This window comes from Rahnella sp. PD4, from assembly GCF_049199325.1.
Lineage (GTDB): Bacteria > Pseudomonadota > Gammaproteobacteria > Enterobacterales > Enterobacteriaceae > Rahnella > Rahnella perminowiae.
On the sequence record NZ_JBLZQF010000002.1, the window covers coordinates 492,813 to 508,762 of the forward strand.

Sequence of the window (15,950 nt, forward strand, 5' to 3'; positions counted from 1 at the left end):
ATCGAATGCTTCTGGTTTATTCCCGTCCTGCCCGATCCTTACAGCGACGGGATGGTGTCACCTGTTTGTTTGTGTCGGTCGATACCTAACATATCGACCAGATTGTCTACGGCAGCGGCGTAGCGCACCGTCGCGTCCCAGCCGTCATACAGCGCACCAATACGCGACGTATCGGCCTGAAAAACGTCCTGCTCAACACTGAGCAAATCGTTCAGACTGCGCTTGCTGAGTTTGTACTCGTCCTGATAGACGCTGCGGGTATGCGTCGCGCTGCCGAACTGTTCCTCGCCCGCGAGCTGGCGCTGCTGACCGCCGATCATGTCGGCATAAGCCGCCGATGCTTTCTGGTTGATATCCAGCTTGGCTTTTTCGACTTCGGCCTGTGCCGCCTGCCGCTGACCTTCTGCCGCGCGAACTTTGGCACTGACCGCCCCGCCCTGATACACCGGCGCATCCACCGCCAGTTGTACCTGATCGTCCCAATAGGAACCGCCACCGCCGCTGTTTTCATAGCGCGTACGTCCTGCCTGCACTTTCAGGGTCGGCCAGTGCTGAGCTTCGGTCTGATTAACTTCCTCGATCGCCGCCTGCTGTTTAGCCTGTGCGGCCCGCACCAGCGTGCTGTTTTCGTAAGGGATTTTGTTGAGGGTGACTTTCTGATCCAACAGGCTTTGCGGCAGATCCGGTAAATTGTCGGAAACCACGCCGGTCAGCACCGTCAGTTGTGCCTGTGCGGAACGTTGCTGGGCGCGATATTGCTCAACCGTGGCTCTCATCCCGGCAATACGCGTTTCTGCCTGCAACACGTCAGACTGCGAACTCAGCCCGGCGTCTGCCCGCAGTCTGGCGGTGTCACGCACACGTTCGAGAGAAGCGATATTGTCACGCGCCGCCAGGCTCAGCGCCTGATAGCGTTTGACCGAGAGATAGGCCTGCAGGGTGCTGAGCGCCACGTCGGTCATTGTGCTGTAAAGCGAATAACGATAGGAATCAGACAGGTATTCCTGCTGACTGATGCTGCCGCCGGTACGACCGAAGTCATACAGCAACTGGCTGAGCTGGACGCCCGCCGACGCGTTGTTGCTCAGGCTCCCTGCCGAGTCAGTCTGATGCGATTTCCCGGCGGTTCCCTGTAAGGAGATTTGCGGGTACCACGCACTTTTGGCCTCATCAAGGTTGCCTCTGCCGACGCGGATTTGCGCCGCAGCTTCAGAAATTTGCGGATTGCGCGCAAACGCCCGCAGGATAGCATCCTGCAACGTCAGGCTGGCACGCATCTCCTCAGTCGGCGCGGCCTGCCAGTTAAATTCCGGCTGTTTAACCGCCGCCATCCCCCCCGAATTCCCTGTTAAAACCGTCAGACACAAGGTGCCCAATATTGCGGTCAGTGACCGCATCGCTTTCTTATTTTTCATTACCGACACCACTTAATTACGCCGATTTTTTTGTGGGTACTGCTCTCTCCCCTGTGAAGTGGAGAGTTGGGGCGGGGTATCAATGGCATCGCAGTCGCCAGCAAAACCCCTCCCCGCCTCCCCCTTCGCAGGGGGAGGCCTACAGAATTAACTCTGCTGTACGTGCAGACCGTGTTGCACCAGAACGTCTCCCAGAGTGTTTGAGGTATCCAAAGATGCGTTGTGATAAACGTCGAAGGTCAGTCCGTCCACCGTACGTTGCCCGGTTTCGTTCCATGCGCCGTCGGTGCCCATTTGCAGATTCACCAGACTGCCCTCGCCCCCCCTGATGATCACTTCGTCGGACGGGTTATCCTTCACATTCAGCGCCTCATGCAGGTTCAGTGAGATGCTGTTAGTGCCGGAATTGCCTAAATCGAAGATATCGATATGTTCAACTTTCAGTCCGAGCAGCGTCAGGTCCAGATGCTGATGAGTACCCGCCAGCAACAGGGTATCGACACCGGTTCCGCCGTCGATTTGCGAGAAATCGAGGGTGTGAACCGAAATGGTGTCATTGCCCGCGCCGCCGAGGGCCACGCCCTCAATGGCCGTCAGATCAATGGTCATACCGCCAATAGAGAATGCTGTATCCGCGTGCGCGATGGTGTCTGCAGTGGTGGTGTCAGGCGTAGTGGTAGTTGAAGAGCTGTTGTCCGCAGTGGCCAGCGGATCTGTCAGCGTACTGGTAGCATGCGTCGCTGAAGTATCGCTGGTTGCACTGCTGGTATCGGTGGTGTGAACCGCCGCCAGTGTATGGGTATCGTCCACGGCCAGTGACTGAACGGCCAGACTGCTGGTCTCTGCCGGCAAGGTAGAACCGACGGTCAGCCCGACATGGGCATCGAATCCGTTACCCGCCGCATCCACCGCTTTCAGTTCCACCACCGCGCCGAGCAGTGCGTTCAGTAAGCCCACCAGTCCGTAGCTGCTCAGCAGCGCACTGGACAGTTTCACTGTCCACGAACCGTCTGCCTGCACGGTCCCTGCCAGCGTATTGCCCAGCAGAGTGACACTGACCAGGCCACCTTGGGCGATGTTGCGGCTGGTCCCGCTCAGCGTCAGACCCTGACCGCCGAGAATGCCGCCAACCACACCGAGCGTCAGGCCGAGCAGTGGATTCAGCGCCACCAGCGGCAATGCATGTGTCAGTACGTTCAGCGGGTTAGAAATGATTGCAGTGTTGCCCACAAGATCCGCAACCGAAACAGAGACCTGCGTCGAACCATCCGCCAGCCCTTTCAGCTCTGCCGAGGTGAACGGCACACTCCACGCGCCGTTGGTGATGGTACCGGTGTGCGTCACGCCACCAATAGTGACCGACACCGTGCCGTTGAGCAGGTTGGAGGTCCCGGTAATATTAGTACTGGCACCCGCTTCAGCGGCATTCAGATAACCGTCTCCGCCAAACAACGAGCCGAGTGACAGCGTTGGCAGGGTGTGAATACCCACCGTTGCTGTCGCACTGCCGCTGACGGCATGACCGGCAGCATTGGTTACCGACGCACCGACATTCAGCGCACCGTCAAGCAGGCTGGAGAGGGTAAGCTGCGGAATGGCCACACTGAAGGTGCCATCCGCTTTCACCAGTGCCGTCAGGGTATTGCCGCCGACGTTCAGGGTCACGGTCGATCCCTGCGCATTGGTGGTGGTTCCGCTGATGGTCTGAGTGAGCAGTGCATCCGCCGCGTTCAGCAGGCCATCACCAAATAACGGATTCAGCGTGATGGTTGGCAGTGACTGCGATACCACGTTCAGCAGGTTGGTGACCGATGCCGGGTTACCGGAGCCGTCCACCAGGCTGGCGACCACCGATTGAGTGCCGTTGAGAATAGCGCCCAGATCCGTCACCGGTACCGTCACGCTGAACACGCCGCCAGCGCCCACATTGGCAAGGTAGTTTTTGCCATTCAGGGAAATCTGCACTTGGGTGCCTTGCGCGACGTTGGTCGCGATACCGCTGATGGTCTGACCGGTCAGCAGGTCAACCACGTTCAGCACGCCATCGCCAAAGACCGGATTCAGGACAATCGATGGCAGATTGTGAATACCGACATTCAGCCCCACGGTATTTGACGCCGTGTTACCCACTTCATCGGTCACGGTGGTGACGAGGGTCAGATTGCCGTCAAGCAATCCGGCAAGTTGCAGCGGGGTCAGTGACGCGGAGAATTTGCCGTCACTGCCAACGGTTGCTGTCAGGTTGATCAGGCCGCCGCCGACGTTAATGTTGACCGTTTCGCCGACGTGCCCGTTGGTGACCGTACCGCTGATGGTCTGTGTCAGCAGCGCTTCAGCCGCATTCAGGATGCCATCTGCACCGAAAACAGGATCCAGCACAATTTTCGGTACCGCGTTAATAATGGAAGTCAGCGTGCTGCTGCTGGTGCTGGTATTACCGCCGTTGTCGGTAACAGAAACCACGACCGGGAAGGTGCCGTCGCCCAGCGCTTTCAGGTCACCCGGTTGCAGGGTGATGCTGAATGCGCCCGTCCCGTCGGTCGCGCCGAGGAAGGTTTTCCCGCCCAGCGTGACCTGCACCTGCGTTCCCGACGCCACGCCGCTGACTGTCCCGCCAATCACCTGGGTAGTCAGTGCGTCCGCTGCGTTGAGCAAGCCGTCGCCCAGGACCGACGTCAGGTTAATGACCGGCCTGACGAGATCCAGCACCGCATTCGCGGCCGCGCTGCCAACATTACCCGCCGCATCCGCCACCGTCACACTGACCGCAGCGGTCGTGCCACTCAGCAAGCCGAGAACGGACGGCGGAACAGTGACCAGGAAATGTCCGGTCGCATCAACTACGCCGTTAATGGTTTGTGTGCCGACCTGCACGGCGATCGCGGTACCTGCCGCAACGTTCGAGACCGTGCCGCTAATCGTCTGATTAACCAGCAGATCAGCGATATTGAGCACGCCGTCACCAAACACGGTATTGAGCACCACCTGCGGCAGATTGTGGATGGCAATCCCCACCGGAATAGGGGTAGAAGACGTGTTGCCCGCCGGGTCTGTCAGGGTGATACCCAGATTCAGGGTGCCATCCAGCAGTGCGCCCAGATCGCCCGGCTGGATCTGGATATTCCAGATGCCTGCCGTCACGGTAGTGTTATAGGTTTTACCGCCAAGGGTCACGGTCACCAGCGTGCCGTCAACCGCCGTCGCTGCGCCCCCGATGGTTTGTGCCAGCAGAGATTCCGCCGCATTCAGCAGGCCATTGCCGCCGAAGATTGGCGTGAGGTCGCCCAGCACCGGCAAGGTTTTCAGCACATCAAGATTAAGTGCTTCAACCTTGGTGTTCCCCGCCGCATCGGTCAGGGTGAGATTGATAACCTGCGCACCATCGGTCAGTGCGCCGAGAACGGCGGCCGGTATGGTAAGTGACCACAATCCGTTAGCGCCCACGATTGCCGACAATGGCGTACCGTCAATTACCGTTGAGATAACTGACCCGACGCCCGCGCCAATCACCGTGCCGCTGAGGGTTTGCGCTACCTGTGATTCCGCCAGATTAAGGAAACCGTCGGTCAGCCCCAGTCCGCTGGCCACATTCAGATCCAGCAGTTTGTTGAAGAAGATATCCAGACCGGTACTGACGCTGGTGGTGTTACCCGCCGCATCTGTTACGGTGGCGGCCAGGGTCAGGGTACCGTCATTGAGCAAAATCAGTTGTTCAGGTGTCAGGTTAAGCGACCATGCACCGCCAGGCTGGATAAGCGCTGTCCCAATAGAGGCGCCGCCCAGAGTGACGTTCACTGTCTGCCCGTCCGCACCGCTGGAGGTCCCCCCCACCAGCACGTTGAGCAGTGATTCCGCCAGATTAATGACGTTATTACCGGCAACCGCATTCAGCGCCAGTAACGGCGCTGACGTATCGACAGTGATCGGATGCGGTGTCGCACTCCCTGTATTCCCTGCGGCATCTGTCAGCGTTGCAGTAATAGTGTTGTTACCGACGCCTTGTGGTAATGCCTGCAAATCGGCTGCCGGTACACTGACTGACCAGGTTCCGCCCGTCTGCACGACTGCCGTATAGTTTTTACCGTTGAGCGTGACAGTCACCACACTGCCCACGTCATTATTGTTGTTGTCAACCACCGTTCCTGAAATGGTTTGAGCCGATTTCGATTCAAGGTTGTTAATGGTGTTATCAGCGGTAAAGTCGTTAATGGTCACCACCGGCGCGGTGAGATCCACCAGAACATTGCTGGTCGCACTGGCCGGTGGGGCGATTGCAGTAATGGGCGTGGTTCCGCCATCGGTAAAGTCACTGGCGGGAACCAACACTGACCAAACTCCTCCTGAGATGATCGCCACATGCGGAATGCCCCCGATGCTGATGTTGACCGGCGTACCGTCCAGTAAACCGATTGACTTACCGGAAACGGTAATGTTCGTCAGATTGCCATCCGCCACGTTAATGATGTTGTCACCGGTCACCGGATCGATGGTGATGGCGAATGTTGGCGGCGTCAGATCAACAGTAATAGCCTGAGGCACCAGCAGATTTGCCGTGTTACCCGCCAGATCATTAACAGTCGCCGTGATCGTATCCGTACTGTCGAGCGTTGCCAGTTCAGCAGGGGTAAAGGTCGCACTCCAGGTGCCATCGCCCTGCACGGTAGCCTGATGACTTATGCCCCCAACTGAAACCGTCACCTGCTGTCCGGCCTGCACGTTCGTCGTGGTACCGGTGATGGTTTGCGGATTCTGACTTTCCGCATAGGTCAGGTCGAACCCCAGCCCTGCGAATGATGTCACAGCAACGGCTGGCAACTGGGTCACGGCAATGCCGACATCCGCCGAAGCCGAACCGGTATTGCCGCCGCCGTCCGTGACAGACACGGAGATTTGCTGAGCGCCCTGCGGAAGACCGGCGATTTCACCCGCTGTCACAGGGACCGACCAGTTACCGTCCGCATCCACCGTCACACCCGGAAGAGGTATCCCCCCGACAAGCACCACCACGCTTTGTCCGGTGCCAGTCAGTCCCGTCGTCCCGCTGAGAACTATTGGCGTTGTGGCAGCCGCTGCTGCTTCCGCAGCGCTCAGATAACCATCGCCAAACGGCGTATTGATGGTGACATCCGGCACGGTGAGATAGCTGTTAAACGGCTGCGTCGCTGGTGTACTGTTGCCCGCGGCATCTGTCACCGTCACGTTGATATCATGCAGACCACTGCCCAGAGAATTCAGTACGCCTGCAGGCAGACTCACCGACCAGTCACCGGTCGACGGATCGACGGTCGCGGTATAGGTGGTGCCAGCCACATCAATGGTCAGTTTAACGTTCTGGTTGTTGCCGGTGATGCCGGTATTACCGGTAATCACGTTCACGGCAGCCGCTTCAGCGATATTCAGATTGCCGTCGCCAAACGGCAGGTCGATAACCGGCACAGGGGCGGACAGATAGGACGTGAAGGTCAGTGTCGCATCGGTATGATTCCCCGCGCTGTCTGTCGCCGTGACGGTAATCTCGTGTGTCGCCGTCGCCAGACCCAGCGTTGCCAGCTGGGCGGGTGTCAGGTTCAGGCTCCAGTTACCGGTAGCCGGATCCACTATGGCTGTAAACGGACTGCCGGTTATGCCCGCGATAGCCACACTGACGGTTTGCCCGGCTCCGGTCACGCCGGTAGTACCCGTGAGCGTCTGGCCACCAACAGCCGTGGATTCGGCAATGTTCAGCGTACCGTCACCGAATGGCAAATTGATGGTCGGTGCAGGAACGTTGTGGATTTGTACACCGACAGAAACCGGCAGCACAGATGAGTTGCCCGCACTGTCGGTCACGGTCACCACCACCGGCCAGCTGCCATCCTGCAATGCCAGCAGTTCAGGGGACGTCAGCGAAACGCTCCAGGTTCCCGCCGCAGAATCGACCACAACCGGTACCGCGTTACCGTTGATGACCACGGTCACGGTCTGCCCCGGACTGGTGATCCCGGTGGTACCGGTAATCACCTGACCTGCCGGGTTTGACGCTTCATCGAAATTCAGAATGCCATCGCCGAATGGCTGATTAATGCCCGCCACGGGCAGAACATGGGTCAGAGCGGTGAAATCAAGGGTACCGGCCGCACTGGTATTCCCCGCGCTGTCGGTTGCGGTCACACTGATGGTGTGCGTGGCATCCGCCAGCCCCTGAAGCACACCGGAAGGCACCGTCGCCGTCCAGGTGCCATCATTGCCCACGGTGGCCAGCACCGGCGTGCCATCGACAGTCACCAGAACGGTCTGACCCGCGCCGGTAGTGCCGGTTGAACCGGTAATCAGCTGATTACCCGCCGCTTCGGTGGCGTTCAGAATGCCGTCCACAAACGGGGGATTGATGGTCGGTACCGGCAACGCAGACAGCTCAATATCCAGACTGGCGCTGGAAGACGCCGGGTTACCGGCAACATCTTCTGCCGTCACGGTCACCTGCACGATACCGCTGGTCAGTCCGCTGAGCAGGCCCGGCGAAACGATGGCCGTCCAGCCGAGTCCGTCAGGGTTCACCGTACCGGAAATTGGATCCGCCAGCCCCGGCACCGTCACCTGCACAGTCGTTCCCGGTGCCAGACCTGAGCTGGTTCCACTGAGGGTGAAACCGTTGGCCGCTTCACTGATATTCAGAATACCGTTCCCGGCAATCACACCAAAGGTCAGCACGGGTAATGCGTGCGTCGAAAGCGTGAAATCAGCAAAGGTACTCACGTTATTCCCGGCCGCATCGGTGACACGGACGTCGATGGTTTTGCTGCCATCGGTAGTAATGGCCTGCACATCTCCGCCCGGAATCGTGAGACTCCAGGCACCGGTACCGTCCGCGGTCGTGGTGTAATCTTTTCCGTTGAGCGTGACGGTAACGGTCAGGTTAGGATCCGTCGAACCACTGACCGGAATACCCAGCGCGGCTTCCGCCAGATTAATGATGTTATCCCCGCCGGTATCGACGGTCACGGTCAGTATCGGCGCCGCCGTATCAACGGCCACATTGTGTGTTGCCGTCGCCACGTTTTGCGCCACGTCATCTGCGGTGGCGGTGAAGGTATTATTGCCTGCTGGCAGCGCCTGAACCTGAGCAGCCGTCATCGGGAAGCTCCAGCTACCGTCGGCCTGCACAGTGGCTGTATAGGTCGCGCTGTAGTTTTCGCCGGTAATGACCACGGTGACGGTGCCATTCACAGGAACATGAGCGGAAGTCCCGCTGACAGTCATTCCCTGATTATGCTCAATGATATTAATGTAATCATCGCCGGAAATGGCATTGATGGTCAGGGTTGGCAGGTCACCCGGCTGGGTGATAACCGTGGCGTTGTGCGAGGCAGATGCCGGGTTACCGGCCAGATCCGTGGCGGTCGCCGTGACAGTAACCGGCCCGTCAGATAAGTTACCCAGATCAGCCAGAGGCACGGTAGCCGTCCAGTTGCCATTCGCATCAACCACGGCGTTGTAGGCTTTACCGTTAAAGCTCACCACCACAATCTGTCCGTTTTCGAGATGGGTGGATGTCCCGGTGATCGGAATATCCGCGCCTTTTTCGATCGCATTAATGTAATCGTCGCCGGACACCGCGGTAATCAGCAGCGTCGGCAAATCAACCGGATTAGCATCCACGCTGAAGGTATGCGGGGCTGTAGTGCTGTTCCCTGCCGCATCAGTGATCGTGGCGGTCAGCGTATACGTGGTATCTGTCAGCGACTGCACGACACTACTTGGCAGTGTAAAGCTCCAGGTACCATCCGGCTGAACCACTGCGGTGTACGTCACATTGTTAAAACTCAGCACTACGGAAACGGTTTGACCGGCATCCGGGATATCTGCGCTTCCGCTGATTACCACAGGTTGCAGCGATTCGGCCGCATTAATAATGTCATCCGTCGCCACCGGGTTAAAGGTTAGCGTTGGCAAGGTATAGTCGACGGTAATAGCGCTGTTAACGGTGCCCGCGTTACCGGCACTGTCAGTGGCAGTCACTACCACGTTTTGCGGACCTTCCGGTATCGCCTGCAAATCTGCCGCACTGAGGTTCACCGTCCAGATACCATTGGCATCAACAACAGCGGAATGATCCACCCCTCCGATATTGACCACCACGGTCTGGCCTGCGCCTGTGACTCCGGTGGTACCGGTGAGCGTCTGATCGGTATCCGCTTCCCGCTGATTCAGGAAGGTATCGCCAAACGGCGTTTCAATGGTGGGCACCGGCACGTTCTGCGTCGCGAGCTCAATATTGACCGGTGGCAGCGTAGTGGTGTTACCTGCCGCATCGGTCAGTTCAGCGGTCAGCGGATAACTGCCGTCAGCCAAGCCGTTGAGGGTATTGGCCGGAATGGTGGTGCTCCAGCTGCCGTTTGGCTGCACTTCTGCGGTATATGTCTGTCCATTGAAGGTCAGTGTCACCGTCTGCCCTGCATCGGCCGGATCACTGGTCCCGCTCAGGGTAATCGGCGCGCCAGCTTCGGCCGCGTTAATCACGTTGTCCGTCGCCACATTATCGAGTGACAGCGAAGGCGGTGTGAAGTCCACATCCACCGATCCCGGCAACGTAGCGGTGTTGCCTGCGGCGTCGGTCACATTCACAGTGAGGGTTTTCGTCCCTTCACCCAGCCCCTGTAAATCCGCCGAAGGGACGGTCACGGTCCAGCTACCGTCGGTTGCCACCGTACCGGTGTAAGGCGTGCCGTCAATGATGACTCTCACCGTCTGACCGTCACCGGTCAGCCCCGTTTTACCGGTCAGTATCTGATCGGTGGCAGCCTCCGTGCTGCTCAGCAAACCATCGCCAAACGGCGTATTCAGCGTCGGTTGCGGCAATGTGGTGTAAATGCCCAGATCCTGCGTCGCCGTAACCGCGCCCTGATCGGTCGTCACGGTAGTTACAATGACATGGCTGGTGCCGTCCGCCAGGTTAGCGACATCCCCCGAGGGCACATTAATGGTCCAGTTGCCGTCAGCGTTGGTCTGCGTGGTATAGGTCACCGTGCCCAGTTTGACGGTAACCGGCGTACCTTCCGGCACGTTGGCGGTTTTACCGCTGATGTCAAAACCTGCGCCCGCTTCGGTGGCATCGATTTTATTATCGCCGGTAATCGGGTTGATGGTCACTCCGCCCAGCGCACTGTTAACCGTGAAGTCTTCGCTGTTGCTGGCCGGGTTGCCGGCTTTATCGGCGACAGAAACCTCAATGGTTGCGGTGCCGTTTTGCAGCGCCTGCAAGTCAATCGCCGAAACGCTGACACTCCATGCACCGCTGGCTAACACCGTCGCCTGATATGTTCCGCTTCCGATACTTACGGTGACAATTTGTCCGGCTTCAACTTGAGTTGTCGTGCCGCTGACAGTCTGCGGGTTGGTGCGTTCCGCGCCATCGAGCGTGCCGTCTCCGGCAAACAGATCAATCTCAATCGTCGGCAATAATGCCGGATCCGCTTTCACCGTCACCGGTGTGGTTGCGGTTCCTGCGTTACCGGCAGCATCGGTGACGGTGACCGTCAGGATGTAAGTGCCATTGGCGACATTCGCCAGTGCATCCGCCGGAATGTTGACTGTCCAGCCACCGCCAGTCACCACGGTACCTGTATAGGTATGACCCGCAATACTGAGGGTAACAATATCCCCGGCCTCACCGGCACCGGCAGTGCCACTGACAGGAATAACCGCCCCTGCTTCTGCGGCATTAATGATGCCGTCACCGGCGACCGGGTTGATAGTAACTACCGGTGCCACCGTATCGATGGTTACCGGCACAGAAATATTACTGGTATTTCCCGCCGCATCGGTCACCGTAACCTGTACGGCGGCCGGTCCCTGAGGGATAGCCTGCAAATCTCCGGCAGGTACGATGGCGCTCCAGTTACCGTTAGCATCCACCGTGGCAGTGTACAGAATACCGCCGACGGTGACCGTGACGGCCTGTGCGTCGCCGCTTATCCCGGTGCTGCCGGTCAGTGTCTGCCCGGCAGCAGCCTCACTGGCATTCAGTTGTTTATCGCCAAAGGGGGTATCAAGCGTCGCAACGGGGAGGGAGTGAATGATCACACCGAAGTCACTGCTGCCGGATACCGGATTGCCTGCGGCATCTGTCGCGCTGACTTTCACCGTGTTGTTACCGTCACTGAGCAGTGCCAGATCAGCGGCCGGGATCGGCGTACTCCAGGCACCGCCAGTGCCGGTGGTTGCCGTATACGTTTTGCCGTTCAGCGTAATGGTGACCACGCTGTTCACAGGCACATTAGCGGACGTCCCGCTGAGAGTAATGCCGGCGGCGGCTTCACTGGCATTGAGCTGGTTATCGCCCGCCACCGGATTAACCGACAGCCCGCTGAGCTGGTTGTTGACCGTCAGGGTTTCGCTGCCGGTCGCGATATTGCCCGCTTTATCTGCCACGGATACGCTGATCGGGGTGGTACCGTTGGCGAGGGTCGCCAGATCCGCAGCCGGAATACTGATGCTCCAGTTTCCGCTTGGCTGTACCACAGCCGTGTAAGAATGACCGTTAAGCAAAATCAGCACTGTCTGGCCCGCTTCAACCTGTGAGGTCGAGCCACTGAGTGACTGCGCGGTTTGTTGTTCTGCGCCATCCAGTACATTGTTACCCGCAAAAGTATTCACGGTGATGGTCGGACCGTTGGCCGCATCTGCGACCAGTTGCACGTTTGAACCCACAGTGGTGGTATTACCGGCTGCATCTGACAGCTGGACTTGCAGAGGATAGTTGCCGTCCGCAATCCCGCTAAACGCGGCAGCAGGCACGGAAACACTCCACTGGCCGTTGGGCTGCACGATGCCGGTATAGGTTTCACCGTTGAGGGTCACGGTTACAGTACGTCCTGCTTCAGAAATAGAGGCGGTGCCGGTGATCGCCACGCCTGCGGCCGCTTCAGTACCGTTGATATATCCGTCGCCGGAAACCGGGTTAACGGTCAGAAGCGGCGAGGTAAAATCAGCCGTGGCATTGCCGCTTATGGCAGCGGTATTACCTGCACTGTCCGTCGCGGTAACAGAGATAGCCACATTGCCCTGCGGCAGCGCCTGCAAATCTGCGACCGGAACCTGAACTGACCAGTTGCCATCTGCGGCCACTGTCGCATTATAGGTGTGTCCGCCTAATGTAACGGTCACCGTCTGACCATCACCAGATTTACCCGTTGTGCCGCTGAGAGTTTGTCCGGCGGCGGCTTCTGCGCTATTGAGCAGGCCATCACCAAACGGCGTATTGAGAGTCGGTACCGGATTGGTGTTGTCGATACCGATATTAATGCTGTTGGATAAAATCACCCCGCCCGGCCCTTCGACAGTGGCAGAAATGCTGCTGAGGTCCGGATTCGCGCCCTTAATATCCCCAATCTCACCCGTGCTTAACAGCATGAACCATCTGCCATTCGCCCCCACCGTGGCTGTTTTAAACAGCGAACCGAAACGCACAGTAACGATGGCATTTTCCGCAACACCCAGTGTGGTTCCGCTGATTTCAATGCCGTTTGCGGTTTCAACGGCATTAATCACGTTATCACCGGTCACCGGATCAATCGCAATGCCGTTCTGTGAGGTATCAACGTCGAAGGTATCGCTGCCGGTCGCCGGGTTACCGGCTTTATCAGAAACGCTGACATTGATGGTTTTGGTGCCGTCAGTCAGTGTGACCATATCAGCCGCCGGAATAATCACACTCCAGTTGCCGCTGGCCTGTACCGTGGCCTCGTAGATGCGGCCGCTGAGCGTAACAGTGACGATCTGGCCGGCTTCGACGAGCGTCGTGGAGCCGGTCAGTACCTGCGCCGTCTGCACTTCTGCGCCATCAACCACCTTATCACCACCAAACGCGTTCACCGTAATGCCCGGCTGGAGGGTGGAATCGGCAGCCACGTGCAGCGGACGGGTGCTGGTCGTGGTATTACCCGCGGCATCCGTCAGGGTAGCGCTGATCGGGAAATCACCGTTGAGCCCGCTCAGCGTACCCGCCGGGATTGACGTGCTCCACGCACCGTCAGCACCCACAATGGCGGTGAACGGATGGCCGTCAATCGTGATATTCACCGTTCTGCCCGAGTCTGCGGACGAGGCCGTACCTGTTAAAGTCAGTGCGCCAGCGGCTTCGGCCAGACTGATCTGCCCGTCTCCGGCCAGCGGATTGATCACAAGCGTCGGAGCCACCGTATCGACTGTCACCGGCGTCGTGATGCTGCTGTGGTTACCCGCCGGATCTGTCACGGCGACCACGATATTATTGCTGCCCTGCGGCAGGGCACCGAGTACGGAGGATGGCACCGTGACGGTAAACGTACCGTCCGGTGCTACGGTGCCGGTAATTTGCTGACCGCCCACCGTGACAGTCACGGTCTGTCCGTTGCCGGTCAGACCGGTATTCCCTGTCAGTGTCTGGCTGGTCGTGGATTCGCTGGCATCAAGGGTGTTGTCACCGCCGAATACCGGATCCAGCGTCGGCGGTACACCGTGGATAGCCACATTGAGACCCGTCGTCTGACTGAGGGTATTGCCTTGTGAATCCACCATGCTGACCGTCACGGTAGTCGAACCGTCAGCCAGTGCCTGTAAGTCCGCTGGAGAAATGCTCAGACTCCATCCGCCACCCGTGGTGGTGGTCGTGTGATAAACCACACTGCCTACCGTGACGGTAATTTCTGTTCCGGCTGGCACATTGGCTGTCGTCCCGGTGATCACCAGTGCGCTTTGCGCTTCGCTGGCATTGAGCTGGCCATCACCGGAAACCGGATTGACGGTCAGGATCCCGGCGCTGTCGCTGATGATAAAACTTTCCGGCGCAGAGGTCGGGTTACCTGCCGCATCGGTCAGGGAGGCCGTTAGCGTATAAGCCCCTTCTGCCAGCGCAGAGACAATATTTGCCGGGATGGTCACAGACCAGGTGCCATCAGCACCGACGGTTGCACTGTAATGAATGTCGTTGAGCACGATATCCACCGCACGGCCTGCTTCAGAAACAGATGCCGTACCGGTGAGAATCAGCGGTTGCTGATGCCCGTTTGCATCAATAACGTTATCGCCATCCACAGGATTTATCGTCAGCGCTGGCGGCGTGGTATCCACCACCACCGTCACACTCCTGGTTACTGTTTCGCCTGACGTGTTAGTCAGGGTCACGGAAATGACATAGGTGCCGTCCGCCAGCGTTTGCAGTTCGCTGGCAGGAAGAGGAACGTTCCAGCGACCGCTGCCATCCACGGTCGTGGTGAAGGTTTTTCCGTTGATCGTCAGCACTATCGTGCTGCCGGCAGCCGCGTTGGTCGATATGCCGCTGAATGTTTGCTGGCTGGCAACGGCGACGCGGTTTAGGGTGTTATCGTTGGCAAAGGTCGACAGCGTCAGGGTGGGTGCAGCGCCCCCGGTCGTGCCGCCGTTATTTCCCCCATTATTGCCACCGCTATTTCCGCCCGTGCTACCCCCACCGGTATTCCCGCCCCCGGTATTTCCACCCCCGTCACTGCCGCCGTTATTGCTGCTGCTACCGCCACCACCGCCGCTTCCCCCTGCAGCAATAGCGATACCTGCACCCAGGGCAAGCACACCCAGCACAGCCCCCAGAACAGCAGGATCAAAATTCGAGGAGTCGATAAGCAACGCACCGACATCAGGAAGGGTCTCATAGGCGGGAACAATCGGAACAGCTCCCGCTGTCGCGCCGGTATCGATAAAAGCGGCGTGTTCGACAGGATGCTCACCATCATCGAAAATCAGTTCGCTGTGATGGCCTTTGCCATCTGTATCAAAGAAACTGTGATAGCGGACGGTGCGTCCGTCTTGCATGTGAATGATCAGATCATTCCCTACCCGCTCGTAGCGGGCGACGACATCGCGTGTCGCGTGCACGCGTATTATGCTGATTTGATTGAGAGTGACATCCTGGCTGGCGTTTGAGAGCTGGGAGATTACTGCACCATTAGTACGAGAAAGAACATCAATAACCACACTACCGTTCTGAGCCATGTTGTACCCCTGTTACGCCAGTTTTTGTCCATACACGCTAACGACCGCTCTTCCTTTTTCAGGCAAAAAGCGGTTCTGCGGGTAATGAAGACCATTAAGAAAAAATGGATAAACTTCCAACTGGTGTGAGGTAAGGCCACAAACAACAAAACAATCAAAAAGGTGCGGTTATTGCATGTAAATATTTTTTTAGGGGCTTCGGTAAATCATCGTTTCGGCAGTTTTTCCCGAAACTCCATAAGTTATATGCATGATTTGAGTTAAGTGCCATAAAAAGAAAATATCGTTAAGATTGAAATAATTCATTAAAGAAAGTCAAATCATCAGTTTAACAAATGTAAAATTTTGGTTTAATCATGGTTATTTACATTTATATTCATAAAAAACAACGCAATCACTTATTACCCATACAAGATAAAAGGGATTATTAATAATAAAATCAATCAGGTGACGGCAAAGAAATTCATCAAATTGACTTACTGATTGTGTGATGGTCTTTGAGATTTCCTGGCGTCAGGGTATCCGGCAAGCACACAATTAAGACTATGC

Annotated in this window: 2 protein-coding genes; both read right to left on the reverse strand. The window is 57.7% G+C overall.

Going from position 1 to position 15,950, the window contains the following annotated elements; all coding sequences use genetic code 11:
* Nucleotides 1-38: 38 nt before the first annotated feature.
* Nucleotides 39-1,331: a TolC family outer membrane protein gene (locus ACOZIO_RS06920; RefSeq protein WP_370278332.1), complete on the reverse strand. Its 1,293-nt coding sequence runs from the start codon at nt 1,329-1,331 to the stop codon at nt 39-41.
* Nucleotides 1,332-1,562: 231 nt separating this feature from the next.
* Nucleotides 1,563-15,401 carry an Ig-like domain-containing protein gene (locus ACOZIO_RS06925; protein WP_421595122.1) on the reverse strand — a complete coding sequence of 4,613 codons (13,839 nt, stop codon included), beginning with the start codon at nt 15,399-15,401 and terminating at the stop codon, nt 1,563-1,565.
* Between the last annotated feature and the right edge of the window lie 549 nt (nt 15,402-15,950).